Annotated in this window: 22 protein-coding genes; 12 read left to right on the top strand and 10 right to left on the bottom strand. The window is 45.2% G+C overall.

The genetic code is table 11. From position 1 onward, the window contains the following. The first annotated feature begins 44 nt into the window (after nt 1–44). The 4 genes from lpoB (at nt 45) to WJM94_RS18960 (ending at nt 3,942) form a co-directional block, all read left to right on the top strand. Nucleotides 45–635 carry a penicillin-binding protein activator LpoB gene (gene lpoB, locus WJM94_RS18975; RefSeq protein WP_444495758.1) on the top strand — a complete coding sequence of 197 codons (591 nt, stop codon included), beginning with the start codon at nt 45–47 and terminating at the stop codon, nt 633–635. A gap of 24 nt (nt 636–659) precedes the next feature. After that, nucleotides 660–1,541 (top strand): thiamine kinase, encoded by an 882-nt coding sequence (gene thiK, locus WJM94_RS18970; RefSeq protein WP_444495757.1) that lies wholly within the window; start codon nt 660–662, stop codon nt 1,539–1,541. Between the two features lie 75 nt (nt 1,542–1,616). After that, nucleotides 1,617–2,156: an alpha/beta hydrolase YcfP gene (ycfP, locus tag WJM94_RS18965; protein ID WP_444495756.1), complete on the top strand. Its 540-nt coding sequence runs from the start codon at nt 1,617–1,619 to the stop codon at nt 2,154–2,156. A 496-nt stretch (nt 2,157–2,652) separates the two neighbouring features. Then, a complete protein-coding gene (locus tag WJM94_RS18960; RefSeq protein WP_444495755.1) occupies nt 2,653–3,942 on the top strand; it encodes an NAD(P)/FAD-dependent oxidoreductase in 1,290 nt (429 codons plus the stop codon). A 104-nt stretch (nt 3,943–4,046) separates the two neighbouring features. On the opposite strand, the gene WJM94_RS18955 is transcribed toward WJM94_RS18960, so the two are convergent. From WJM94_RS18955 to WJM94_RS18940, 4 genes are all read right to left on the bottom strand, one after another. Next, complete coding sequence (locus tag WJM94_RS18955; RefSeq protein ID WP_444495754.1) at nt 4,047–4,595, bottom strand: GNAT family N-acetyltransferase; 549 nt, start codon at nt 4,593–4,595, stop codon at nt 4,047–4,049. A 205-nt stretch (nt 4,596–4,800) separates the two neighbouring features. Further along, nucleotides 4,801–5,571 (bottom strand): peptidoglycan binding protein CsiV, encoded by a 771-nt coding sequence (locus tag WJM94_RS18950; protein WP_444495753.1) that lies wholly within the window; start codon nt 5,569–5,571, stop codon nt 4,801–4,803. A 7-nt stretch (nt 5,572–5,578) separates the two neighbouring features. Beyond that, entirely contained in the window at nt 5,579–9,040 is a 3,462-nt protein-coding gene (mfd, locus tag WJM94_RS18945; RefSeq protein WP_444495752.1) for a transcription-repair coupling factor, read from the bottom strand. Nucleotides 9,041–9,045: 5 nt separating this feature from the next. Further along, nucleotides 9,046–9,615, bottom strand: a complete 570-nt coding sequence (locus WJM94_RS18940) for a PilZ domain-containing protein (protein WP_444495751.1) — start codon at nt 9,613–9,615, stop codon at nt 9,046–9,048. Nucleotides 9,616–9,862: 247 nt separating this feature from the next. Between WJM94_RS18940 and lolC the strand changes: the two genes are divergently transcribed. Genes lolC through lolE form a run of 3 tightly spaced genes read left to right on the top strand, consistent with a single transcriptional unit; the run spans nt 9,863 to nt 13,018 of the window. Further along, nucleotides 9,863–11,071, top strand: a complete 1,209-nt coding sequence (gene lolC / locus WJM94_RS18935; protein ID WP_444495750.1) for a lipoprotein-releasing ABC transporter permease subunit LolC — start codon at nt 9,863–9,865, stop codon at nt 11,069–11,071. Continuing rightward, complete coding sequence (lolD, locus tag WJM94_RS18930; RefSeq protein ID WP_444495749.1) at nt 11,064–11,771, top strand: lipoprotein-releasing ABC transporter ATP-binding protein LolD; 708 nt, start codon at nt 11,064–11,066, stop codon at nt 11,769–11,771. The genes lolC and lolD overlap by 8 nt, the downstream gene beginning before the upstream one ends. 2 nt (nt 11,772–11,773) lie before the next feature. Further along, on the top strand, nt 11,774–13,018 hold the full coding sequence (gene lolE / locus WJM94_RS18925) for a lipoprotein-releasing ABC transporter permease subunit LolE (protein ID WP_444495748.1): 1,245 nt from the start codon (nt 11,774–11,776) through the stop codon (nt 13,016–13,018). 163 nt (nt 13,019–13,181) lie between these two features. Here lolE and WJM94_RS18920 read toward each other — a convergent pair whose 3' ends face one another. Further along, nucleotides 13,182–13,691 carry a DUF2062 domain-containing protein gene (locus tag WJM94_RS18920; RefSeq protein ID WP_444495747.1) on the bottom strand — a complete coding sequence of 170 codons (510 nt, stop codon included), beginning with the start codon at nt 13,689–13,691 and terminating at the stop codon, nt 13,182–13,184. A gap of 8 nt (nt 13,692–13,699) precedes the next feature. Between WJM94_RS18920 and WJM94_RS18915 the strand changes: the two genes are divergently transcribed. Genes WJM94_RS18915 through kdsB form a run of 5 tightly spaced genes read left to right on the top strand, consistent with a single transcriptional unit; the run spans nt 13,700 to nt 19,667 of the window. Next, nucleotides 13,700–15,958, top strand: coding sequence for a DNA internalization-related competence protein ComEC/Rec2 (locus WJM94_RS18915; RefSeq protein ID WP_444495746.1), 2,259 nt, complete (start codon nt 13,700–13,702; stop codon nt 15,956–15,958). Nucleotides 15,959–15,989: 31 nt separating this feature from the next. After that, the gene (gene msbA, locus WJM94_RS18910; RefSeq protein ID WP_444495745.1) at nt 15,990–17,738 is read left to right on the top strand and encodes a lipid A ABC transporter ATP-binding protein/permease MsbA; all 1,749 of its coding nucleotides are present in this window, start codon (nt 15,990–15,992) and stop codon (nt 17,736–17,738) included. A 3-nt stretch (nt 17,739–17,741) separates the two neighbouring features. Then, entirely contained in the window at nt 17,742–18,749 is a 1,008-nt protein-coding gene (lpxK, locus tag WJM94_RS18905) for a tetraacyldisaccharide 4'-kinase (protein WP_444495744.1), read from the top strand. Further along, the gene (locus WJM94_RS18900) at nt 18,730–18,909 is read left to right on the top strand and encodes a Trm112 family protein (RefSeq protein WP_444495743.1); all 180 of its coding nucleotides are present in this window, start codon (nt 18,730–18,732) and stop codon (nt 18,907–18,909) included. Before lpxK ends, WJM94_RS18900 begins: the two co-directional genes overlap by 20 nt. Further along, nucleotides 18,909–19,667: a 3-deoxy-manno-octulosonate cytidylyltransferase gene (gene kdsB / locus WJM94_RS18895; protein WP_444495742.1), complete on the top strand. Its 759-nt coding sequence runs from the start codon at nt 18,909–18,911 to the stop codon at nt 19,665–19,667. Before WJM94_RS18900 ends, kdsB begins: the two co-directional genes overlap by 1 nt. Before the next feature lie 67 nt (nt 19,668–19,734). Here kdsB and WJM94_RS18890 read toward each other — a convergent pair whose 3' ends face one another. The 5 genes from WJM94_RS18890 to WJM94_RS18870 all read right to left on the bottom strand — a co-directional run bounded on the left by WJM94_RS18890 (nt 19,735) and on the right by WJM94_RS18870 (nt 26,383). Then, nucleotides 19,735–21,306 (bottom strand): SpoVR family protein, encoded by a 1,572-nt coding sequence (locus WJM94_RS18890; protein ID WP_444495741.1) that lies wholly within the window; start codon nt 21,304–21,306, stop codon nt 19,735–19,737. 10 nt (nt 21,307–21,316) lie between these two features. After that, the gene (locus WJM94_RS18885; RefSeq protein ID WP_444495740.1) at nt 21,317–22,588 is read right to left on the bottom strand and encodes a YeaH/YhbH family protein; all 1,272 of its coding nucleotides are present in this window, start codon (nt 22,586–22,588) and stop codon (nt 21,317–21,319) included. 47 nt (nt 22,589–22,635) lie between these two features. After that, entirely contained in the window at nt 22,636–24,570 is a 1,935-nt protein-coding gene (locus WJM94_RS18880) for a PrkA family serine protein kinase (protein ID WP_444495739.1), read from the bottom strand. A gap of 488 nt (nt 24,571–25,058) precedes the next feature. Then, nucleotides 25,059–25,559 (bottom strand): YfbU family protein, encoded by a 501-nt coding sequence (locus WJM94_RS18875; RefSeq protein ID WP_444495738.1) that lies wholly within the window; start codon nt 25,557–25,559, stop codon nt 25,059–25,061. Nucleotides 25,560–25,714: 155 nt separating this feature from the next. Further along, complete coding sequence (locus tag WJM94_RS18870) at nt 25,715–26,383, bottom strand: energy-coupling factor ABC transporter permease (protein WP_444495737.1); 669 nt, start codon at nt 26,381–26,383, stop codon at nt 25,715–25,717. Between the last annotated feature and the right edge of the window lie 78 nt (nt 26,384–26,461).

The following is a 26,461-nucleotide window of genomic DNA, read 5'->3' as shown; positions in this document are numbered from 1 at the left end:
TGCGCCCTGAGCGCGAGGGTGTTGGATGAAACTAAGGAACTCTCATGAAAAAAAGTATTATTGCTCTTTTAGGTCTTGCCGTCATTCTGGGTGGTTGTGCTAACAAGGTCTCATACGGTGATGCTCAAACCACAGAAACAACGACCATCGACTTTGGTTCTACTGATCTGCAAAAAATTGCAGCTGAAATGGTCGATAGCATGATGATGTCTGGCTCTGTAGCTGCAATTACTCGTGACCAACGTCCTATCGTGTTTGTTGAACGCATTAAGAATAAGACCAGTGAGCATATTGATACTGAATCGATTACCGACACAATTTCAACCAAGATGCTAAATTCAGGTAAGTTCCGTTTTGTCGATATGGACCGCGTTGAGTCTGTTCGTAAACAACTAAACTTCCAAAATACGGATGAATTGGTAAATCAGAGTGCTGCGATTCAGTTCGGTAAAATGGTCGGCGCCCAATACATGCTTTACGGAAACCTTTCTAGCATTGTGAAGAACGCCGGAAGCGATAAAGACGTGTATTACAAAATGACCATGAGACTCATGGATCTGGAAACTGGCTTGATCGAATGGGCAGATGAAACTGAAATTCGAAAGGCACAATCTAAGAGCTTGTTTGGCCTTTAATTGGCAGTGATGGAGAAGTAATCGATGGCATTGTTTTCCTGGCCTCAAGCGAAGCAGCTTGATCCGACCCTAAATGCTCTTGATGGCTTTTTCAGTGAGCCTCCGGTGAAAGTACAAACTCTCACGGGAGGGCTTACTAACCGCTGTTGGCGCCTAGAATCTTCTGATGGTCTTGCTTATGTCTGGAGACCTTTAAGTAAAGTATGTAAGGCCTTTTTCATTTCTCGCCACAACGAATATCAGGTTCTCAGTGCCATTGCTCCTCTTGGCATTAGCCCGACGCCAGTGTTAGTCCATGAGCAAGGTTTATTGGTTGAGTGGGTAGAAGGCGAAACGCTGACTAATGTCGGCATTGAATTGGACGAGTTATTGTCCGTCGCAGCGACGATCCACCAATCTCCAACGAATGTTATTCCTGTTGTCCCATTCTCTTATCTCTCGCGAATTGACCATTATTGGCTAGAATTAGGCGGAAAATACTCGGGAACCGAGTTTGAGTTGCTCTATAAGAAGTGGCGAACTGAGCCGAGCATTGAGCCACTGCCTATCGCGCTGTGTCATTTCGATTTAGGTAGCTATAACCTGGTCAGGGGCGCTGATGGTGTCAAAGTGATTGATTGGGAATATGCCGGGTTGGCCGATCCTCGATTAGATTTAACCATTATGTTACAGGTCGCTGATGTGCCTATCGAAGATGCGGTAGTACGCTATTGTGAAATTAGAGGCATTGAGAATGTGCCTGTCTGGTTGGAAGGGGTTAGCGCTTGGCATCCTCGAACTCTAGTCATGGCAATGCTTTGGTACTTACTGGCTTATCAATTGTGGGGAGATGAGCAATACTTAATCAGCGCAAACGAGTTTAGAGACTTATTGTGTATAGACGATCACTGTTTTGAGAACTCGTGACATATTCCCCTTTAAGAGTAAGGAAATAGTGTTAGTTTTAAGAAAAGTACCAGATATTTACAGGGAGAGGTACAAATGATTATTTACTTGCATGGCTTTGATAGTACTAGCCCGGGTAACCACGAAAAAGTTCTTCAGTTACAATTTATCGACGATGACGTCCGCTTTATCAATTACAGCACGCTTCATCCTAAGCACGACATGCAGCACCTGCTCAAAGAGGTGTCGAAAGTAATTGATCAATCTGATGATCCAAATCCGTTGATTTGTGGTGTTGGCCTTGGTGGTTATTGGTCAGAACGGATTGGTTTTCTCTGCGGGATTAAACAGGTGATGTTTAACCCAAATTTACATCCTGAGCAAAACATGGCTGGACGTATCGATCGTCCAGAAGAGTACGAAGACATTGCGACCAAATGTGTCGATCAGTTCCGTGCAAAAAATCAGGGACAGTGTTTAGTCATTCTGTCGAGAGACGATGAAATCCACGACAACACGAAAACGGCCGCTGAGCTGGAAAAGCATTACCCTATCATTTGGGATGACACCCAATCTCACAAGTTTAAAAAGATCTCTCACCATCTTCAAACGGTCAAGGAGTTTAAGAACACCTAGACGCGCACAACTTTCCACTCTTAATCAGCACTCTTTAGAGTGCTGTTTTTCTTGTATCCCTGACAGCCCCTGTTTTAAACGATTATTGTGCTCTGCTCAGTGTTTTTCTGGTTGGAAACTATGTGGCACGAACATGCTGTTGTAGAGTAGCCGAAAAGTAGACAATCCGCATCCAGAACAAGGATTTTGGTTGCCTTCAAAAGACGGCTCTATATAATGAGCGGGATTAAAATTATTTGACGAATATCAAAAAAATTATTGAGAGCAAGTAAGAAACTTGCCCACTTCTGTCCGGATATTTAGCGCCTGACACTGTACGAGATGCGCAATAAAAAATGATACGAATGAACAAAAAACGACGCATCCATTTTAATCCAAACAGATTGAGACACCTCTAAGCACCAAGAATTCATCGGTTGGATGTTTTTCATCAGTGTGACTGATAGCGAAGCATCGAGCTGAACCTATTTATTCATTTTTGTAGAGGAAAATCATTGTGACACGCATTATCGTTGTAGGCGGCGGTGCTGGTGGCCTGGAATTGGCAACTAAGCTAGGTCGCACACTTGGTCGAAAGAAACGTGCCCACATTACGCTAGTAGACCGTAAAGCGAGCCACTTGTGGAAACCGTTGTTACACGAAGTAGCAACTGGATCATTAGACGAGGGGGTCGACGCTCTGAGCTATCGTGCTCATGCGAAGAATCATAGTTTCGACTTCCATATGGGTAGTCTTCAAGAAATTGACCGCGAACGTAAGATCATCACTCTAAGTGAGCTGAAAGACGAGCATGGTGAACTCCTGATACCGGGTCGTGAGCTGGAATATGACATTCTGGTAATGGCGATTGGCTCTACTTCAAACGATTTCAATACTCCTGGCGTTCAAGAAAACTGTATTTTCCTTGATAGCCCAGAGCAAGCCCACCGATTCCGTAGCGAAATGAACAACGAGTTTCTTAAACTTCATGCGAAAAACGGTAACGGTACGGTTGATATCGCGATTGTTGGTGCCGGTGCTACTGGTGTTGAACTATCTGCAGAGCTACATAACGCGATTAAAGAGCTGCGTGCTTACGGTTTTGGTGACTTAGACTCGAGCAAACTCAATGTAAACCTTATTGAAGCAGGTGCTCGTATCCTTCCTGCACTACCATCTCGCATTTCTACTGCGGCACACCAGGAATTAGTAAAACTTGGCGTGAATGTCCGCACTTCTACTATGGTGACAAAAGCTGAGAAAGATGGCTTGACGACCAAAGATGGTGAGAAGATTGCAGCTAAAATCATGGTTTGGGCGGCAGGTATCAAAGCACCCGATTTCATCAAGGATATTGCAGGTCTGGAAACGAACCGCATCAATCAGCTAGTGGTGAAAAGCACGCTGCAAACGACGCGCGACGATAACATCTTTGTTATCGGTGATCTGGCTCAGTGTACACAGGCTGATGGCACATTTGTTCCACCTCGAGCTCAAGCTGCGCACCAAATGGCAAGCCGAGCGTTTAGCAATATCGTTGCTATGATTAACGGCCGTGAACTGAAAAACTATGTTTACAAGGACCATGGTTCTTTGGTCTCCCTGAGTCAGTTCTCGACTGTAGGTAGCTTGATGGGCAACCTGACTAAAGGTTCTATGATGGTTGAGGGTCGCATTGCGCGCGTGGTGTACATCTCTCTTTACCGTATGCACCAAATCGCGTTGCATGGCCTGTTCAAGACTGGTTTGATGATGCTGGTTGGTCGTATCAACCGTGTATTGCGTCCTAACCTGAAATTGCACTAATACGGCATAAACTCGCTCATTCAGCAAAGCGAGTTTATGTTTGGATATAAAGACAAAAGTCACCGTTTATTGGTGGCTTTTTGTTTATCGGGCTCAGGAGAAGACTACTTCAGGTCTTGAGGTAGTAAAGAATAGACTACGCCATCTTTCGGTTTACCATTAAAAATAAAGCGGTTCCTCGCAATGGTCTCCCTATGTGCACCAATCGATTCAATTAAAGCCTGACTGGCGGCATTATCGGGATCACAGACGATCTCTATTCGAGTCAGGTTAAGTTTGGCGAAGCAGAACTCGGCAAGCGCACAAACCGCCTCTTGTGCATATCCCTGACGCTGATAATGATCGGCAACCCAGTAGCCGATACTCGCCATATTAAAAGTGTGATAAAGCTCGTTCACAGCCACCATTCCTAACAGGGAATTATTCTCCCGGCCATAAATGCCAAAACCAAAGGCTTCTGTTTTAACCCAGTTTAAGCGTGTGGCAAGCAGAAAATCTTGAGCGTCTTTGAGCGAGACGTTTTCATCACACCAATCTAACCAAGTGTGCAGAGAAGGAGAGTGCGCAAGTAATCGGTGCAGAGCGTTTGCGTCTTCGGCTGGAATGAGGCGCAAAGCTAAGCGAGGAGTGATGATTTCAAAATCAGGGTTCATGAATCGAGCGGATTTCCATTTCTGATGAATGTTTTCTAACGGTCTTACTTAGGTATATACCCAAATGACTGCAAGATGAAGGATTCAGACTGTCGTCACTGGCACGAGTTCAAGGAAAAGAATGCAGCGGAATGCCGTTCTTTCCAAGTCATTTGGCTATAACGCAAAAGCGCAGCCGGAGCTGCGCTTTATTTAATTTTTCTGATCAGTCAACACGACGAACCTGAATGATCATGCCCATCAACGGGTTATCAAGGTAATGAGTTTCACCGCTTTTCATACGACGTTTTTGGTCAAGTCTGTAGGTCTTGAGGAACTTCTCTTCAGTCACCGTTGGTGAAACATCCGCTAAGTTACCCACTTGTACGTTGCCGTCTACATCGCCCATTTCGTCCGCCAATTGCTCAGTCGGTTTTGATTCGAAGTGAACTTGTCGCACGCTCGGCTCACGGAAATCCATCGTCGTTTCTGCAAACAAGTAGTGCTGAACATAGATTTGAATCTTGCCATCTAATTCATACAGCGGGCCGTTAACATTAGACTCACTGTAACCGTCGCTAGCGAACGTCGTAACGCTACCATCGTTAGGACTGCCATCTGCGTAATATGAACCTGAAAAGTCGCGTCCACCTACGATACGGAAAATCGGTGCACTGCCTTGGCCACGATCACCTTGTCGCCAAGCAACATGTTTAAGCACTTTAAATCCTGCGTGATTGTTCAGTGCGGCTTCTTGTGGGTTCAGGCGGAAAGAAGAACGAGGTAATAAGGCTGCGCCTTTAGATGAGCGATATGCATCGCTATCTAAACTGCCGACATTCATCATGTCAATTTGAGGCAGTTGGTTTGGCCAGGATTCACTCGTGCTTTCAGCGTTGACTGCTCGCTTGAAAATGATCACTTCAATATCAAATTGGCGTTGTGCCCAAGAAGGCATAGAGACACATAGAAGTAATAACGGGATCAGTATTCTCATTCGACTGTTAGCTCGTTGGTAATAAATTCTGTTTAAAATCATTCAGTAAGTCTTTAACAAACTGAATTCGTTTACGTCGGTCTGTTAATGGTACGCTAAACTTGAACTTAGTTGGACCTTCCATTGCAAATTTTTGCGGCTGCGATTGAAGGAGTTTAACCAAATACACTGGATTAATGTCAGCTTCAGGGTAAAACTCTACGAATCCGCCTTTGTCATGGGCTTCAATCTTCCTCGCTTTCAGGTTAGCTGCAGCAAGTTTCATTTCTGATACAGCCAATAGGTTTTTCGCTGCATCTGGAAGCAGGCCAAATCGGTCAATCAGCTCCACTTTTAATTCCGACAACTCATCACTATCTGTCACGCTGGCAATACGTTTGTACATTGACAGGCGTGTATTAACATCAGGGATGTAGTCATCCGGCAAAAGCGCTGGAATGCGCATTTCCACTTCCGTTTGCTCTCGCAGCAAATCGTCCAGTGATGGTTCTTTGCCTTCTTTCAATGCTTCTACGGCTTGTTCTAGCATCTCCATATACAGTGTAAAGCCAACTGATTGAATTTGCCCACTTTGTTCATCACCAAGTAATTCACCGGCACCACGAATTTCTAAGTCGTGAGTTGCGAGCGTAAAGCCTGCGCCAAGATCTTCCAGAGACGCAATAGCATCCAGACGTTTGATGGCATCTTTGGTCATGGCTTTTGGATGTGGCGTCAATAAATAGGCATAGGCTTGATGGTGAGAACGACCAACACGACCACGCAACTGGTGCAACTGTGCCAGACCAAGATTATCCGCTCGGTCCATGATGATGGTGTTCGCGGTTGGTACGTCGATACCTGTTTCAATGATCGTTGTACACACCAAAACATTGAAGCGTTGGTGGTAGAAGTCGTTCATGACGCGTTCTAGTTCACGCTCACGCATTTGACCATGTGCCACGGTAATACGGGCTTCTGGAATCAGTTTCTGTATATCTTCGGCGGTCTTTTCGATGGTCTCCACCTGATTGTGCAGGAAGTAAACCTGTCCACCACGCATGATTTCACGCAGCACGGCTTCACGTACAACAGACTCTTCACGCTCTCGAACAAACGTCTTAATGGCCAAACGACGAGCTGGCGGGGTTGCGATGATGGATAAATCACGCATTCCGCTCATTGCCATGTTGAGAGTACGTGGAATCGGTGTCGCGGTGAGGGTCAGGATATCGACATCCGCGCGCATCGCCTTCACTTTCTCTTTTTGACGGACACCAAAGCGGTGCTCTTCATCGACGATCAGTAGGCCAAGATCTTTAAACCTGATGTCGCTGGACAGCAGTTTATGTGTACCTACGACGATATCTACTTTACCGTCAGCTACATCTTGCAAGATGACTTTTTGCTCTTTTGCGGACTTGAAGCGTGATAATACTTCTACGCGAATTGGCAAGTTAGCGAAACGGTCGCGGAAGTTTTCAAAATGCTGTTGAGCCAACAGGGTGGTTGGAACGAGTACTGCTACTTGTTTTCCATTGTCCGTGGCGACAAATGCCGCGCGCATCGCCACTTCTGTTTTACCAAAGCCAACGTCACCACAAACCAGTCTGTCCATCGCTTTCGCTTGGCACATATCTGACATCACCGCGTTTATCGCCGTTGATTGATCGTCGGTTTCCTCAAACGGGAAGGTTGCTTTGAAGGTGGCATACTGCCCACGATCCAGTTTGAACTTAAAGCCGGGTTTTAATTCGCGCTTGGCATAAACATCCAGCAGCTCCGCGGCGACGTCACGCACTTTCTCTGCGGCTTTTCTGCGTGCTTTCGCCCAAGCTTCTCCGCCGAGTTTGTGTAACGGCGCACTTTCTTCAGCGCCACCGGAGTAACGGCTAATGAGATTCAGTGATGACACTGGTACGTAAAGCTTGGCATCGTTTTGATATTCCAGCGTTACGTATTCGGTTTTCATACCACCTGCTTCAAGGGTCTGCAGTCCAATGTAGCGGCCGATACCGTGGTCTATATGGACAACGGGTTGACCCGGTTTAAGTTCGGCAAGATGGCGAATGACGGTATCGCTATTGACCGCCTTTTTGTCTTTGCGGCGGCGTTGGATAACACGATCGCCAAGCAAATCACTTTCACAGATAAGTGCAAAGTTCAGTTCATCATGGATAAAACCGTGGTCAGCCGTGCCAAGAATTAAGCTAAAGCGGTTATCCGAGTCCAATGCCTGGTACAAAGAGTTGTGTACTACAGGGCGAACTTTAATGCCTTGCAGAAGTTCAGTCAGTGCTTCGCGTCGGCCTTCCGATTCTACAGAAAAAACGATTTTGCCAGAGAACTGTTCACTGAACTGACGCAGGCGAGAAAGCGGCTCTTTGTTCTGCTGTTGCACACCAAGCTCTGCCAACGACTGTACTGCCAGGTTCTGACGACCTGCGCGCTTGACGATTTTTTCCAGATGTAACTGAGCTTGAGGCAGCTGTTTAAAGTGCGCGAAGAGCTCATCTTTTTTCAGCCATAGATCGTGCGGTGCAAGAAGCGGACGTAACGGATCAATTTTCTTCTGATCGTATCGATATTCAACGTCATTTAAGAAGGTGTCGACGGCTGACTCAATATCACCATAAGTGATCAACTGGGAGTCTTCAGGTAAGTAATCGAACAGAGTTTCGGTATGTTCAAAGAACAAAGGCTGCCAATACTCGATACCTGCCGGCCACGTTCCTTTAGTTACCTGCATATAGATGGATTCAGGTTCACGACGCGCTTCAAACTGAGTGCGCCAGCGAGTGCGAAACTCTTCAATCGCCTCTTTTGTGGTCGGAAACTCATGCGCAGGAAGCAGTTGGATCTGCTTAATGTCTTCGATAGAACGTTGGTTTTCTGGGTCGAAAGTACGAATCGTGTCGATCTCATCATCAAAGAAATCGATACGGTATGGGTCATCACTGCCCATCGGGAACAGATCGAGAATCGAACCTCGGCTTGCGTATTCGCCAGGTCCGAATACTTGGTCAACGTGTCGGTAACCAGAGTTCTCTAACTGTACTCGCAGCTTGTCTAACGAGAACTGATCGCCTGTTTTGACCATCAACGTGTGTTGCAGCAGGAAGTCACGCGGTGATTGGCGTTGTAATACGGTGCTGACAGGAACAATCGTAATACCGCTAGTTTGATGCGGTAACTGGTACAAACGAGCAATTCGGTCAGAGATGATTTCCTGATGCGGAGAAAAATTATCGTATGGCAGCGTTTCCCAATCAGGGAAAAGGCTCACTGGCTGGTCGGTGAATTGTTCAATTTCAGCTTGTAGTTTCAGGGCAAGCTGAGGGTCCGGCACAACAAGTAGTGAATGACTAGAATGTTGTTTCGCTAGCTCTGCAATCGCGAGCGGGAGGGCTGCCCCAGGTAAATTACCTAACTGTTTTTTATCGCCACGCTCAGATGGATTGGTGACGGAAAGTATCGTTGCTTTTGTCATAGGAGTTATTTTTTATCTCGCTCCAGTGAGCGCTGACGGAGTAGTTTTTGTTGTTGATATAAAGCGGCTTTGATCAATAAATCCTGATCGGAGTCTCGTAGCATCTTGTACTTCAGGGTGATGAGAACGCCTGATTCTGATGCTACACACTCTACCACTTCAGCGTAGCAGTATATTGCCGCCGCCGGATGGTCGAGAAACATTTTAACACGCACTAATTGATTCGTTTCTAGCGCTGTATCGGTGCGGTAACTGAGCTGACTCGCGCCAAATTGAGTCGTCTGAAATCGGGTTGCGGCGTCATCTTGCTGTGACAGCATAAAGCTTAACAACAGGTTAAGCTTAGCATTTTGCGTGTCGAGCAAATGAATAACCTGCTTTAAATCCTTGTTTTGCAATTCGAGACGAGCATTGTCTGACAGCGTGTCTAACTCGCTGAATTCACTGGCTACAATGAAAGGCGCAGGTATTTCGGAAGTAAAGGTTTCTTCATCTGGCAAAGCAAAGTCAGTACCCAACGTTTCCACGTTTATGGTGAGGTTATGGTGAACAGTGAAATATTCTTGCTCTGTCATGTTGTCGATCCTTTTGCCAGCGATTGCTTTCTGCTTCGTTTACGATACAGAAAGTAAGGCACTGATTATCGCTAACTGAATGAAGTTATCAAGTTTACCGCTTTTCTAGCTTGAACTTTTTGCTCGAAATGCAGACTTATTGCATGTCGTTGACAAATTTAGCGATTATCTTGTCTTTTTCATCAGAAGAGTAAGGTAAGATAGCCGACAACGTGTTATATCAAAACAGCCAGTTGATTGGTCTTATATGTATCATCCTATCTCATTATTTATTGGTTTGAGATATCTTCGGGGACGCTCTGGAGATAGGTTTAGCCGATTTGTTTCTTATATGTCGACAGCAGGTATCACCATCGGTGTGATGTCGTTAGTGACTGTATTGTCGGTGATGAATGGCTTTGAAGCCCAGCTTAAAGAACGTATTCTTGGCGTACTTCCTCATGCGGTTATCTCCCAACAAAATGGCGAAACTCCATTGACAGAAGCTGCACCGGAATTCATCCAGAATATTTCTAAAGTGGCGGAACCTGAGCCAGTTGTTCGTGGTGAAGCTGTGATACAAAGTCCTGCGCAGTTAACGGCAGGGTATTTGATCGGTATTGAGCCGAAAAAGGGCGACCCAATCGCGAACCACTTAATTGCAGGTCGATTGTCTTCGCTGCAGGCGGGCGAGTATCAAGTCTTTCTTGGACACAGCTTGGCACGTTCTCTGAAAGTCTCCATCGGCGACAAAGTTCGTTTAATGGTTACGAATGCAACACAGTTTACACCGATTGGACGTATTCCAAGTCAGCGAAACTTCACGGTTGCTGGTATATTCAATACCGGTTCTGACGTTGATGGGCAGCTGATGATCGTCAATATGACGGACGCCGCGAAACTGATGCGCTTACCAGAAAATACAGTGTCTGGCTGGCGTGTCTTTTTCTCTGATCCTTTTATGGTGACTAAATTCGCTGATGAACCAATGCCAGAAGGATGGCAATGGAGTGACTGGCGTGCCCAGCGTGGAGAGCTTTTCCAGGCAGTGAAAATGGAAAAGAATATGATGGGTTTAATGCTGGGTCTCATCGTCGGTGTTGCTGCGTTTAATATCATCTCAGCACTCATCATGGTCGTGATGGAAAAACAATCCGAGGTCGCCATTCTTAAGACTCAGGGCATGACCCAAGCTCAAGTCATGACAATCTTTATGGTTCAAGGTGCGAGCAGTGGCGTAATCGGCTCCATCGTAGGTGGCTTGGTTGGGGTAGCGGTATCGCTTAATTTAAATGCCATCCTTGAATATGCGGGCGTAGCTCTATTTACCTTCGGTGGGCATCTGCCAATTTTGATTGATTCATTTCAGATTTTATTAGTGGTGGTATTGGCTATTGCTCTAAGCCTTGCTGCTACTGTTTACCCTTCTTATCGAGCATCTTCTGTTAAACCTGCTGAGGCACTCCGCTATGAATAAGCTATTAGAATGTCGTGATATTCGTAAAGTCTACCGAGAAGGCTCGTTAGATACGGAAGTGCTGAAAGGTGTCAGTTTTGACATAGAGAAAGGTGAGTTAGTTTCTATCGTCGGGTCATCTGGCTCGGGTAAAAGTACGCTGCTGCATATTCTTGGTGCCCTCGATGATGCTACGCATGGTGAAGTGGACTTCTTAGGGCAAAATCTGACTTCCTTGAGTTCTAATAAACAAGCTGCGCTGCGTAACAAGCATCTGGGTTTTGTTTATCAGTTTCATCATCTGCTCGCTGACTTTACTGCTTTGGAGAATGTGGCAATGCCGCTATTGATAGGCGGGACTAAAGCTGTGGAAGCAAAAGCAGCGGCAAAAGCGTTGCTTGATAAAGTGGGTTTGGGTCATCGTGTGGATCATAGACCATCGGAGCTTTCTGGGGGTGAACGTCAACGCGTTGCGATTGCGCGTGCGTTGGTCAATAAACCGGACTTAGTGTTAGCGGATGAGCCGACCGGTAATCTGGATCACAACACGGCGCTGTCTATTTATGATCTTATGCGTGAGCTAAACCAGGAGTCGAATATTGCTTTTTTGGTTGTGACGCACGATAAGGAGTTGGCGGCAAAGATGGATCGTCAAATGCATATGCAGGATGGTTTGCTGGTGGATCGTTTGACGATTGAATCTGCAGTGGCGGAGGGCTAATTTTGTTTTCATCTTTAGCACTGATGATCGGTGGTCGTTTCAGTCGCGCTAAAAAGCGCAACAAGATGGTGTCGTTCATCTCTTTATCTTCTACCATTGGTATTGCTGTTGGCGTTGCCGTCATCATCATTGGTTTATCTGCAATGAACGGTTTTGAGCGGGAACTGCAGTCACGAGTACTGTCCGTGATACCGCATGGTGAGTTGGAGGGAGTGGATGGTCCTCTTCGTAATTACACTAAAACAATCAATCAAGCGTTAAAACATGAAAATGTGGTTGCTGCTGCTCCTTACGTACGTTTTACTGGATTAGCAGAAAAGGGCAGTAAACTAAAAGCCGTCGAAGTGCGGGGCGTTGAACCTTCATTTGAGCAAGCGGTCTCCAGCATGTCTGACTTTATTGACCCAGCAGCATGGCAGAATTTCTACTCAGGCCAACAACAAGTCATTTTAGGTCGTGGTGTTGCTGACGAATTGGGTATCAATGTTGGAGACTATGTCACTTTGATGATCCCACAAATGAGCACTGGCAATAACGTTCAAGCACCAAAGCGTGTTCGAGTTCAGGTCATCGGGTTTTTAACCTTGAATGGACAGATCGATCATTCGCTCGCGTTAGTTCCTTTGGCTGACGCACAGCAATACGCACGATTGGATGATGGTGTCACAGGTATTTCGTTAAAAACTAATGATGTCCTCAATGCTCCGGAAATTGTTCGCGAAGTCGGCGGTCTAGTCGATGTGTACGTTTATCTGAAAAGTTGGCAGCAGCAATTCGGTTTCTTGTACCGAGACATTCAGCTTGTACGAACTATCATGTATTTGGTTATGGTGCTGGTGATTGGTGTGGCATGTTTCAATATCGTTTCGACATTAATGATGGCGGTAAAAGACCGCGCTGCTGAAATCGCTATTTTGAGAACGATGGGAGCGAAAGACAGTCTGATTAAGCGCATCTTTGTATGGCAGGGTGTTTTCTCTGGTGTCTTTGGCAGCGTAGCGGGAAGTGTGGTTGGTGTTTTTGTCGCATTAAATTTAACCACACTTATTACAGGATTAGAGCGTTTAGTTGGGCACCACTTCCTGTCGGGAGACATCTATTTTGTCGATTTCCTGCCTTCACAACTGCACTGGCCAGATGTGGCTTTGGTGTCGATAACCGCGATTGTTTTGAGTTTGTTGGCAACCTGGTATCCCGCTTCGCGAGCGGCCAAGTTAAATCCAGCTGCGGTTTTGAGTTCCAAGTAAAGAGAGGCTTCTTTACCAGAACAAAAAACAGAAAAAGGACCGATTCCGGTCCTTTTTTGTATTTCCAATCTATTTGTCATTCGTGAATGACATTTCTTTTCAGTCAAACTGTTATTTGCGCCTCAGTGCATATCTAAGGCGCTGATTTTTACGCGATGACAATTTATCTTATGTTTCGTTTTTGCCAACTGCGAACTACTGAATAGCGCCATAATCCACGAATGCCAAAGTATCCGATGATGGCTGAAGCAACACCACAAATAGCACATCCTAAAAGAAATGGAGGTCCAATCGTGCTCATCTGTTGCATGATGAATTCCCAAGACAGCTCAAAAGTGAAAGGCTGCGGCGGAACATGCATCACAAGCGCTCCTAGCTTGTAAGCAAAGTAGAACAAAACTGGCATGGTGATCGGGTTACTGACCCAAACTAATGCCACGGAAAGCGGTAGATTGACGCCCATTAAAATAGCTAAACCCGCTGCCATGAGCATTTGGCTGGGAAGCGGAACAAACGCCATAAATAGGCCAACGGCAAAAGCGCCAGACGCAGAGCGACGATTTAAGCACCACAGGTTCGGGTTGTATAACACATGGCCGAAGACCTTTAATGCTTTTTGGCGCTTGATCACTTCGTGATCTGGCATGAAGCGTTTTATCAGCTTTCTAGGCATAGGACTGCATGACTCTCTCAGAAAAAAGTTTGACCTTGGCGTTATTTGTAGCAAGCGTCGTGTCATCAGCATGGTGGCCGACGATACCAGACTGGCGTTGGCTGCTACTGGGAATAATTACCACAGGCTCAATAATTAAGTTACGTCGTGGCTTAATTAGCATAGGCGTAATTTGGGGCTGCATGGTTGTCATCTTCCACGGCAATGCTATTGAGTATCAGCGACAAGCCCTTTTTGAAATTGGGGAGAATATTACCATAATTGGCAAAGTTGACAGCTCTTTTAAACAAATAAGTCATGGATATGAAGGTGTCGTAACGATAAAACAGGTTAACGACCAAATTCTGTTACCTTTTCTCAAACCTAAAGTGCGTTTAATAACTACCTTTCCTATATCTGTTAACAGTGAATTTACGACTTCGGTTTTGTTTAAACCGATTATTGGACTTCGCAATGAAGCGGGTTTCGACGCTGAAAAGCAGGCGATAGGAAATGGCATTGTGGCCCGAGCCGTAGTGCCTGAAGACGCGCGTTGGATTATCCGAACCAACCATTCTTGGCGTCAGACCATTATCGACAGAGTAATGGATGATCTGTCCCACCTGAATCACTTAGGACTCATTAAAGCACTGGCCTTTGCAGACCGCACAACCCTGAGTGATGACGATTGGCAAGCCCTCAGAGACAGTGGATTGCTGCATCTGGTCTCCATTTCAGGACTACACATCGGTATGGCCTTTAGTTTCGGCTTGTTGCTTGGGAGAGTCGTTCGAATTGTTTTCCCTGGTTATCCGTTTATTCCATCCATATTTGGATTGGCGGTTGCATTGGCGTATGCGTGGTTGGCTGATTTCACCTTGCCAACGACACGTGCCGTATCGGTATGTGTCATCTATGCCGCACTCAAATATACTCTGGTTCATTGGAGCGCTTGGCGGGTGGTTATGCTGGCAGTTGCTATACAGTTATTCGTGCGGCCTTTTGCATCCTTTAGTATGAGCTTTTGGTTGTCATATTTGTCGGTTTGTGTGGTGCTCTTTGCGATTAACTTAGTGCAAAAGCAAAATGGCAATTGGTTAATCAAGTTGAGGGTTCTGCTCCTCACACAATTTGCGTTAAGTTTGTTAGTTATTCCTCTGAGCGGTTATTTCTTTTCCGGATTTAGCTTGTCAGCGATTGCCTATAACCTGATTTTTATTCCGTGGTTTGGGTTTGTCGTCGTTCCCTTAATGTTTCTCGCATTGTTTTTCTCTTTAATCAGCCCTGCATTCTCGAAATACATATGGCAATGGCTGGATATATCGTTATGGCCTTTGAGCGAGTCTATTAAGTATGCGCTTGGCAGTTGGCAGCCTTTGTCTATTGAATTCACGTGGCTACTTATCCTGCTCGGCTGTTGTTTTATCATCAAACGCTTTTTGTCCGGTCAGGCATGGCTACTATTGTTAGCAGTGGTGGTCTGCGTCTCCCTATTGCCTGAGCGGAGCAAAAATGAGTGGAGAATTGATATTCTCGATGTTGGGCATGGTTTAGCCGCTGTCATCGAAAAGGATGGAAAAATCTTGCTTTACGACACAGGTAAAGCTTGGCCAAACGGAAGCATTGCTGAACAGGTTATTACGCCAGTACTTCATCAAAGGGGATACGTAACTATCGATACTTTGGTGCTCAGTCATTCCGATAATGATCACGCAGGAGGGAGGCATGTAATTGAAACCCATTTTTCTCCTGTCATTAAACGCAGTAGCCAGCAGTTTGATGGTTATCATACGTGCCATAGTGGTGCTAACTGGGATTGGCAGGGGCTAAATGTCGAGGTGTTATGGCCGCCTCAACCAGTGAAAAGAGCCTATAATCCTCATTCCTGCGTATTCCGGATTCGTGATCCAGCGTCGGGCTTTAAGGTATTGTTTACCGGAGATATCGAAGCCATCAGTGAGTGGATGCTATTAAGAGAGCCAGATAAACTTCGCAGTGACATTATGCTTGTGCCACATCACGGCAGTAAAAGCTCTTCTAATCCTCGCTTTATTAATGCGGTTGCTCCTAGATTAGCTGTTGCATCGTTAGCGAAAGATAATCAGTGGGGAATGCCAGCAGAATCGGTCGTGGCTTCTTATATTAATGCCGGTTCCATTTGGCTTGATACCGCAACCAGCGGTCAGGTAATCGTTAAAGTAAGTGAAGGTAAGTGGCGTTTTAGCACTAAACGAAGTCATACATTTGAGCCTTGGTATAGGCAGATGCTGCGTAAGCGGGTAGAATGAGCGCCTTAATGTAAGAAAATAAAGCACTTCTATGTCGATAAATACTGATGAAACGACTTGGCAGACGTTTAAGCGTCTATGGGTACATATCCGCCTTTATAAAGCTGGTCTTATCGTTGCTATCATTGCATTAGTTATTAATGCTGTCTCAGATACCTATATGATCTCTTTGCTGAAACCTTTGCTTGATGAAGGTTTTGGAAGCGCAGATTCTGATTTCCTACGCACACTTCCGCTGATCATTTTTGCCATGATGTTTATACGTGGTACCAGTGGGTTTGTCGCCGATTATTGCTTAAGTTGGGTTTCTGGTAACGTAGTCATGCGGATTCGCCGTATGGTATTTAACCACTTCATGCACATGCCAGTGTCTTATTTTGATAAAGAAAAGACAGGCAACCTACTATCTCGTATCACTTATGACTCCGAACAGGTCTCTGCTGCGACAAGCCGTGCCTTAGTAAGTATCGTACGTGAAGGTGCCAGTATCATTGGTCTTCTGGTATTGATGTTTTATAACAGTTGGCAGCTTTCATTGGTTTTGTTTGCCGTTGCGCCTGTTGTAGCGTGGGGGATTGGAGTTGTTTCTAAGCGCTTTAGAAAAGTGTCCAAAAACATGCAAACCATGATGGGTAACGTAACGGCTTCTGCTGAACAAATGCTGAAGGGGCACAAAGTTGTTTTGAGCTACGGCGGTCAGGATATAGAACGTCAACGGTTCGAAAAAGTCAGCAACCAGATGCGCCAACAAAGCATGAAGTTGGTAACGGCACAGGCAGCCGCGAACCCTATCATCCAGATGATCGCATCTGTCGCTATTGTCGCTGTGTTGTACCTGGCGAGCATTGATTCAATTAAAGAACAGCTCACTCCGGGTACATTTACCGTTGTGTTCTCTGCGATGTTTGGTTTGATGCGCCCTCTGAAAGCGCTGACTAACGTAACGTCTCAGTTCCAGCGTGGTATGGCAGCAAGCCAAACGCTATTCGCACTTATCGACCTTGAACCAGAGAAAAATGAAGGTAAACATAAAGTTGAACGTGCGAACGGTGATATCTCCGTAAAAGATGTCACGTTCACGTACGAAGGATCAGAGAAACCGGCCCTAGAGCATGTCAGCTTTGATATTCCTCGTGGTAAGACTGTTGCCTTAGTTGGGCGTTCTGGTTCTGGTAAGAGTACCATCGCTAACTTGTTTAATCGCTTTTACGATGTGGATAGCGGTTCAATCATGTTAGACGGTCACGATATTCGCGACTACGAGCTTAAAAACTTGCGTGAACAATTTGCGCTTGTTTCTCAAAACGTCCACTTGTTCAACGATACTATTGCTAACAATATCTCTTACGCGACAGAAGATAAGTTCCAACGTAGCGATATTGAAAAGGCGGCTGAGTTGGCTCATGCGATGGAATTTGTCAGCAAGATGGAAAATGGCCTCGACACGACAATTGGTGAGAATGGCGCAAGTCTTTCTGGCGGTCAGCGTCAGCGTATTGCTATTGCTCGAGCGTTACTTCGTGATGCGCCAGTACTGATTTTGGACGAAGCGACTTCTGCGCTTGATACTGAGTCTGAACGCGCTATTCAAGCCGCACTGGACGAGCTGCAAAAAGATAAGACGGTACTGGTTATCGCTCACCGTCTGTCGACAATCGAAAAAGCCGATGAAATTCTGGTCGTTGATGATGGCACGATTGTAGAACGTGGCACTCATGCCGATCTGATTTCAAAAGATGGTGCGTACGCTCAGTTACACCGTATTCAGTTTGGCGGTTAAGTTGTGATCGAAAAAATCTGGTTCGACAACCATCCACTCAAATATCTCTTGTGGCCGCTGTTGTGGCCACTGAGTCTGTTGTTTGGTGCAATCAGTCAGTCAAAACGTAAGCAATACCAAACAGGAAAAAAGCTCGCTTATAAAGCGCCTGTACCTGTCGTGGTGGTCGGTAATATTACTGCTGGCGGCAATGGTAAAACGCCAGTGGTGGTATGGCTGGTGGAACAATTACAGCAGCTTGGTTATAAGCCGGGAGTTGTGTCACGCGGCTATGGCGCTAAGGCACCGCATTATCCATTAGTTCTGGATGACCAAACACCAGCAAAACACTGTGGTGATGAGCCTAAGCTTATTTACGGTCGTACTGGTGCGCCCGTCGCGGTTGACCCTGTACGAGTAAATGCAGTCAAGGCGCTGTTGGAAGTCGGGGTGGATATTGTCATTACTGATGATGGCCTGCAGCATTATGCACTCGCACGAGACATCGAATTAGTGATTGTTGACGGAAATCGACGCTTTGGTAATGAAAGCTTGATACCTTTGGGGCCATTGCGCGAAGGTATAGAAAGACTGAGTGAAGTGGATTTCGTGATCACTAACGGTGGTCATGCCCAACAAGATGAAATTGCGATGTCACTTGCGCCTGAGAAAGCAATTAACCTCAAGACTAATCAGCATATTGATGTGTCAGAGTTAAAAGAATTAGTTGCATTCGCGGGCATTGGGCATCCGCCGAGATTTTTTAATACACTGAATGTAATGAATGCTGATGTCAAAGTAACCAAAGGCTTTGCCGACCATCAAGACTTTGACCAGCAAGGATTAGAAGCATTGGCTCAACAAGGAGCGAATGTGATCATGACAGAGAAAGATGCCGTTAAGTGTCGCGATTACGCACAGGATAATTGGTGGTATCTGCCTGTATCTGCGCAGTTTAATTCAAACGACGCAGAGCGAATTTTAAATAGAATAAAAGAGGTTAAAGCGACTTATGGATCACCGTCTGCTTGAGATTGTAGCTTGCCCTGTATGCAAAGGTAAGCTGACGTACGACAAAGATAATCAAGAGTTGATCTGCAAATTTGATCGCCTTGCTTACCCGATAAAAGAGGGTATTCCTGTTCTGCTTGAACCAGAAGCACGAACAATGAGCATGGACGAGGGACGCTAATGTCTTTTACTGTCGTCATTCCCGCTCGTTATTCCTCTACTCGCTTACCGGGTAAACCACTGGCTGATATTGGCGGAAAGCCGATGGTGCAGTGGGTGTATGAACAAGCGATGCAAGCTGGTGCGGAAGATGTGATCATCGCTACGGATGATGATCGTGTTGCGGGTGCGGTTGCGAAGTTTGGCGGCAAAGTCTGTTTGACATCGCCAAACCATGAATCTGGCACTGAGCGTTTGGCTGAAGTGGTCGAGAAAATGGCTATTCCTGCTGATCACATTATTGTGAATGTCCAAGGTGATGAGCCGTTAATTCCTCCTTCAATTATTCGTCAGGTCGCGGACAATCTTGCAGGTTGTGATGCTCCGATGGCCACACTGGCAGTAGAAATTGAGTCGGAAGAAGAAGTCTTCAATCCAAATGCGGTTAAAGTGGTGACTGATTCTCGTGGTTATGCGATGTACTTTAGCCGAGCTACGATTCCATGGGATAGAGATAATTTTGCCAAGCAAGACAAAACAATCGTAAATCCTTTGATGCGCCACATTGGTATCTACGCGTACCGAGCGGGTTTCATCAATACGTATGTCAATTGGGCTCCGAGCACATTGGAGCAAATTGAATGTCTGGAGCAGCTTCGTGTGCTCTGGTATGGCGAGAAGATTCACGTTGCCGTTGCTAAGGAAGCGCCTGCTGCGGGCGTAGATACTCCAGAAGATCTGGAAGCAGTACGAGCGATAGTAGCAGCTAACGTAAAGTGAGTTTTCCTGACGATAAAAAGGCTCCGATTCAGGAGCCTTTTGCATTTAAGGGGACTGCTCAGGGGTATCAAATATTGTTATTGTTGTCATATTGATTACGCTTAGGGCAGGTTGCCAGCGTTTCTCTATGACCGGTATCTTTGACTTCTTGCAAAATAACGTCGAAGCCCCATATACGGTACACGTGTTTTAATACCTCATCATAGCTCTCATCTAGTGGGATGCGATTATGAGGAACATACTGAAGCGTCAGTGATCGGTCACCACGGACATCAACGTTGAACACCTGAATATTCGGTTCAAGATTCGATAAGTTATATTGCGCCGCGAGTGTTTCTCGTATGCGTTTATAGCCAACCTCATCATGAATGGCCGATATTTCAATGAAGTTCTTGTGGTCGTCATCCTTGATGGCGAACAGTTTAAAATCACGCATTATCTTCGGTGAGAGGTATTGGCTGATAAAACTCTCATCTTTAAAGTTGTGCATTGCAAAGTGCACCGCTTCTAGCCAATCTGTACCCGCTAAATCAGGGAACCATTCGCGATCTTCATCGGTTGGTTCTTCACAGATGCGTTTGATATCACGGAACATGGCGAACCCAAGTGCATAAGGGTTTATGCCACTAAAGTATGGACTATTGTAGGCTGGCTGAGCCACTACGCTCGTATGGCTGTGTAAGAATTCCAGAATGAATTTTTCAGACACCAACCCTTCATCATAGAGATGATTGAGAATGGTGTAATGCCAGAACGTTGCCCAGCCTTCGTTCATTACCTGAGTCTGTTTTTGTGGATAAAAGTATTGGCTGATTTTACGCACAATACGTATGACTTCACGTTGCCATGGTTCAAGCAATGGCGCGTGTTTTTCAAAGAAGTACAGCAAGTTTTCCTGAGGTTCACTCGGGAAGCGCGCTACGATGTCCTCCTCTTTTGTTTTCGCTCTTGGTACGGTTCGCCATAGGTCGTTAATTTGAGACTGAAGGTAAGCCTCACGCTCTTCTTGGCGCGCTTTTTCCTCTGTGATGGAAATTTTCTCTGGTCGTTTATAACGATCGACACCAAAGTTCATCAGTGCATGACAGGAATCGAGTAGTTTTTCAACTTCCAGAACGCCATAACGTTCTTCACACCCTGCCAGATACTTTTTCGCAAACAACAAGTAGTCAATGATAGAGCTTGCGTCTGTCCATGTCTGGAACAGGTAATTACCTTTAAAGAATGAATTGTGACCGTAGCAGGCATGTGCCATAACCAATGCTTGCATAGTGACGGTGTTTTCTTCCATTAAGTAGGCGATACAGGGATCGGAGTTGATCACTATCTCATACGCCAAACCCATTTGGCCGTGTTTATAATGTTGCTCCGTTTGAATGAATTTTTTACCAAACGACCAGTGATTGTAGTTGATAGGCATACCAATACTTGAGTACGCGTCCATCATTTGTTCTGAAGTGATAACTTCAATTTGATTTGGATAAGTGTCGAGACGATAGTGTTCAGCGACACGCTTTATCTCTTTGTGGTATCGCTCCAGCAGTTCAAATGTCCAATCTGGGCCATCTGGCAGAATCTTGCTCTTACTGTTGCGCTTCTTTGGAGCCTCTTCAGAGAGGTTTTTTGTTGCAGTACTCATCCTAGCCTCCTTACGCCGTTTCTTTGTGGAATAGTTCTCTGAAGACAGGGAAGATATCCTCCACAGCGCGAATATTCTTCATAGCGAAGTTCGGGAATTCGTCAGTGAGTTTTTCATACTCATGCCACAATGTCTGGTGAGAACGGCGTGTGATCTCAATATATGAGTAGTACTGACAGTTAGGTAGTAATTTATTCACTAATATGTCGCGGCATCTCGGTGAGTCATCCGCCCAGTTATCGCCATCGGATGCTTGGGCAGCATAAATATTCCATTGCCCAACAGGGTAACGATCTTTCACTATCTCATCCATGAGCTTTAATGCACTGGATACAATTGTGCCACCAGTTTCCTGTGAGTAGAAAAATTCATGCTCGTCGACTTCCTTCGCTTGAGTATGATGGCGAATAAATACGACTTCTACGTTTTCGTAAGTACGAGTCAGGAACAGGTAAAGCAAGACGTAGAATCGCTTAGCGATATCTTTAGTCGCCTGATCCATAGAACCTGATACGTCCATCAAACAGAACATGACAGCCTGGCTGGATGGTACAGGACGCTTTTCGTAATTCTTGAAACGTAAATCGAATGTATCAATGAAGGGTACACTTTCGATCTTTTTACGGAGTTCCTCTATCTCCTTCTTGAGGCGATTTTCTTCAAAAGGCTGAGCAGGTTCGGTGTTTTTAATACGTGCGAGCTCTTCCTCAAGCTCTTTAAGGAGGCGTTTTTTACCCGCCGTCATTGCTGTTCTACGAGCCAGTGATTGCTGGAGTGAACGCACAACGGCTATGTTGGAAGGAATACCGGCGGTTTTGAAGCCTGCTCGATGTGTTTTCCACTCGGTAATCTTCGCGATTTGGTTTTTTTCTAAATTTGGTAGTTCAAGATCTTCAAATAGAATATCGAGATATTCATCTTTCGAAATTTGGAATACAAATTCGTCCTGGCCTTCACCGTCTGCACTTGCATTACCTTCACCAGAACCGCTACCTTGTCCTCCGGATTTCGGACGCTCGATTTTATCACCAGTGATGAATTGGTCGTTTCCTGGGTGTACACGTTCGCGTAGCCCACCTCGTCCCTGATGAAAAATCGGCTCGTTTATGTCTTTGTGCGGTATAGAGACGTCTTCGCCCGTTTCCGTATTCGTGATCGAGCGTCGATTCACTGCGTCTGCTACCGACTCTTTGATTTGCTCCTTATGGCGCTTCAAGAAGCGCTGTCTGTTAACAGCGCTCTTGTTCTTGCCATTGAGCCTGCGGTCTATAAATTGCGCCATGAAATAGCCCTCTTCATGTTTCACAAGCGACCTAACTCAACACTGGGTTAGGATGACTTACGTACTCGTAGGTACCACTCAGAAAGTAGGCGAACCTGTTTCTCGGTATAGCCTTTTTCCATCATGCGAGCGACAAAGTCGTCATGTTTCCTCTGATCTTCAGAAGAGGTTTTCGCATTAAATGAGATAACCGGAAGTAGTTCTTCGGTGTTAGAGAACATTTTCTTCTCGATCACTGTGCGCAATTTTTCGTAGCTGGTCCAAACAGGGTTTAGACCATTGTTAGTCGCTTTCGCACGAAGCACAAAGTTGACGATTTCGTTACGGAAATCTTTAGGGTTTGAGATGCCCGCTGTTTTCTCGATTTTCTCTAGTTCGGAGTTTAGAGAACCTCGGTCAAATAACTGCCCGGTTTCAGGATCACGGTACTCTTGGTCTTGGATCCAGAAGTCAGCGTAGGTGACGTAACGGTCGAAGATATTCTGACCATATTCAGAGTAGGACTCTAGGTATGCGGTCTGAATTTCTTTGCCAATAAACTCGACGTAGCGTGGAACCAGGTATCCTTTCAAAAACTCGAGGTATTTTTCAGCCGTTTCTGTTGGGAACTGTTCACGTTCGACTTGTTGCTCGATGACATAGAAAAGGTGGACAGGGTTCGCTGCCACTTCGGTTTGGTCAAAGTTAAAGACACGCGACAAGATTTTGAAGGCGAAACGAGTGGATAGACCATTCATACCTTCATCAACACCCGCGTAATCACGATACTCTTGGTAACTCTTCGCTTTCGGGTCGGTGTCTTTCAACGTTTCACCATCGTACACACGCATTTTTGAGAAGATGGACGAATTCTCAGGCTCTTTCAGGCGTGAAAGAATACTGAACTGAGCCAAAGTCTCTAAGGTACTTGGTGAGCAAGGTGCTTGAGACAATTCACTGTTTTCAAGCAGTTTCTTATAAATCTTCACTTCTTCTGAAACGCGTAGACAGTACGGTACTTTAACGATGTACACACGGTCGAGGAACGCTTCGTTGTTCTTATTGTTGCGGAATGTTTGCCATTCGGATTCATTCGAGTGCGCTAAAATCATGCCATCGAATGGAATCGCAGAAAGACCTTCAGTACCGTTAAAGTTGCCTTCCTGAGTCGCGGTCAGCAATGGGTGAAGCACTTTGATTGGCGCTTTGAACATCTCAACAAACTCCATCAAGCCTTGGTTGGCTTTACAGAGTGCACCAGAGTAGCTGTAAGCATCTGGGTCGTCTTGAGAGAAGTGTTCAAGCTTACGGATGTCCACTTTACCAACTAGCGATGAAATATCTTGGTTGTTTTCATCACCTGGTTCAGTTTTCGCCACCCCGATCTGGTCGAGAATAGATGGACGCACTTTCACGACTTTGAACTTGGTGATGTCTCCACCGAATTCATGCAAGCGTTTCGCTGCCCATGGCGACATGATTGAACGAAGGTAACGTTGGTCAATGCCGTATTCTTTTTTAAGAATCTCGCCATCTTCGGTTGCTTTAAATAAGCAGAAAGGATGGTCATTGACTGGGCTGCGTTTACCATTTGCACTAAGAATATAGATCGGCATCTGCTCCATTAGTGCTTTCAATTTTTCGGCAAGAGATGATTTACCGCCACCAACAGGGCCTAGTAAATAAAGAATCTGTTTACGTTCTTCTAAACCTTGGGCTGCGTGTTTTAGGTACGAAACAATTTGTTCTATCGCATCCTCCATGCCATAGAAATCTTTAAACGTTGGATAACGTGATATAACACGGTTTGAGAAGATACGGCTTAGCCTCGGATCTTTGGCTGTATCGATTACCTGAGGCTCACCAATTGCCATCAGTAGGCGTTCTGCTGCATTGGCGTATGCGCTTTTGTCATCCTTGCACAGGGCTAAAAACTCCTGTAACGACATCTCTTCATCTTTTGCAGCTTCATATCTGGATTGATAGTGGTCGAAAATACTCATGTCGCTTTCCCCTTTAATAGTCAGTCTACCGACGAACGTTGATTAAGGCTTACCCACCTGTTGTCATGCTCTTGGTTGTCTGAATGTATACGTACGTCCATCTAATTTGGTTCGTACAGAACACAAGATTGGCGACACCAAAGACTTTATGTTTGTGGACAGATTTATCATCACAACGGTGAGAGGTGGATTTGAATCATTCAATCTCAGCCTTTCTCTACTTAAGACTAGTCTGGGATTTACAATTTTGCTTAACAATTATGAATTTATTGCAAAAGTGACATTTTCATCACTCTTTCATAATTGGTGTAATTGTATTGGGTGTTGCACATTGATAAATCAAATATTTGGCGCACTGGTGCCAATATTAGTGATTCATGTTTGGGATAGAACAAAGATTGAAAAAATCGTGCTAACGGATAAAAGAGGGGGCGATAGGAGAACAAAAAAAGGAGAGCATTTGCTCTCCTTAGTAAATAGTTGCATATTTATGCGCTGAAGATTTGTGCCAGTTCGTTTGGACATAAGTGGTACTGACGAGGGCAGTTACGCCACGTTTGTAGCATGCGACGGTACTTGTTTAGCATTGGCATCTGGCTGTTAAAATGATGGTCAGCTTTATCAAATTGCGGATATAAGCCTTCAGAATCCACTAAAAAGCGTACGTAGTGTACTTGCTGAGCTTCTGTCGCAATGTCAAAACCAAGGAACTGTAGGCGACGTTGATCGACTTTGCTTCGTTCTTCGGTTTCGAGTAAGTTGTTGGACTCTTGCATCGCATGGTACATCTCCATGATGTCGATAATTTCGCGACATTCTGCTTCAGTAATGCAGCCAAAATTTTTGTTTAGCTCGCACATTTGCAATCCGTATCCACGTTCAACGATCGTCTGTAGGCGTTTGTATTTCGCCGCATTACTTGGATCAAGTTGAGACATTAGGTTGTACTGGTTTGATAGAATCAAACGTTGAGCGTTTGACATTTCCATGATGACCTCACTAAATAATCTAATACATTTTTAATGTGCTTAGGTTAACGCTTCAGACATGAATGAAACATGATCTCAACACATATTTAATATGAAAAAATGGCAAGAATTACAGATTTCATCTAGCTTGCGGCACTATATTTTTCGAAGTAACGCTACTTTTTGTGATAGTGGTTGTATATATAATCTCTATCCGAGAATACCCTCAACCACTCGGGTTTGAAGACGGTAAGTACGGCAAGTGACATACCGTTTAACAGACCCTCTGGGAAGGCAAGGAGAGGCACAAAAATAAAGTAATTGTGTTGAATTGTCTCCCAATCGTAGTGACCGACAGATAAGTGGTAAAACGAATTAATCAGAAGGTGCAAACTTCCGGTAATGGCCCCATTGAAGAAACCAGCGACGAAAATAAATACAAAGATATTACGCGGTAGATAGTGATAGCTAAGTAGGAATACTAAGTAACTGACTAAAATAGGCAGTAGGGCGGACAAGATCAGAGAACTAGGCAGCAATATTAGCGAAATACCCTGTATCCAATGGTTGGCAATCATCGCGGGAATGCTAATTAAGAACGCCATCCGCCATCCATACATCATGGTTAACGTTGTTAAAGCGAGAAAGTGGATTTTCAGCCCTTCCTTAACCCCTGCTTGCGCAGACCACAAGATGATTAGCAGAACAAGCGTTGCAAAAACAATGTGCTGAAAAGATTTTTCTTGTTCAAGCTTAGGCCAAACTGTCTTTTTCCAATCAGGTAAGCAAAAGGCAATGATTACCCACATGATGACAACGAATGCTCCTAAGTTAAACCAATCCATGAATATTTCCCTACAGCGACGTTTTGTTATTTCTACGTTAAACAATTGAGTAGGGCGCTATTTTACACATACGAGTGA

The sequence above is a fragment of the Vibrio sp. YIC-376 genome, from assembly GCF_052353105.1.
Lineage (GTDB): Bacteria > Pseudomonadota > Gammaproteobacteria > Enterobacterales > Vibrionaceae > Vibrio.
Note: the sequence above shows the minus strand (reverse complement) of the source record. Positions and strands in the feature narration are given on the sequence as shown.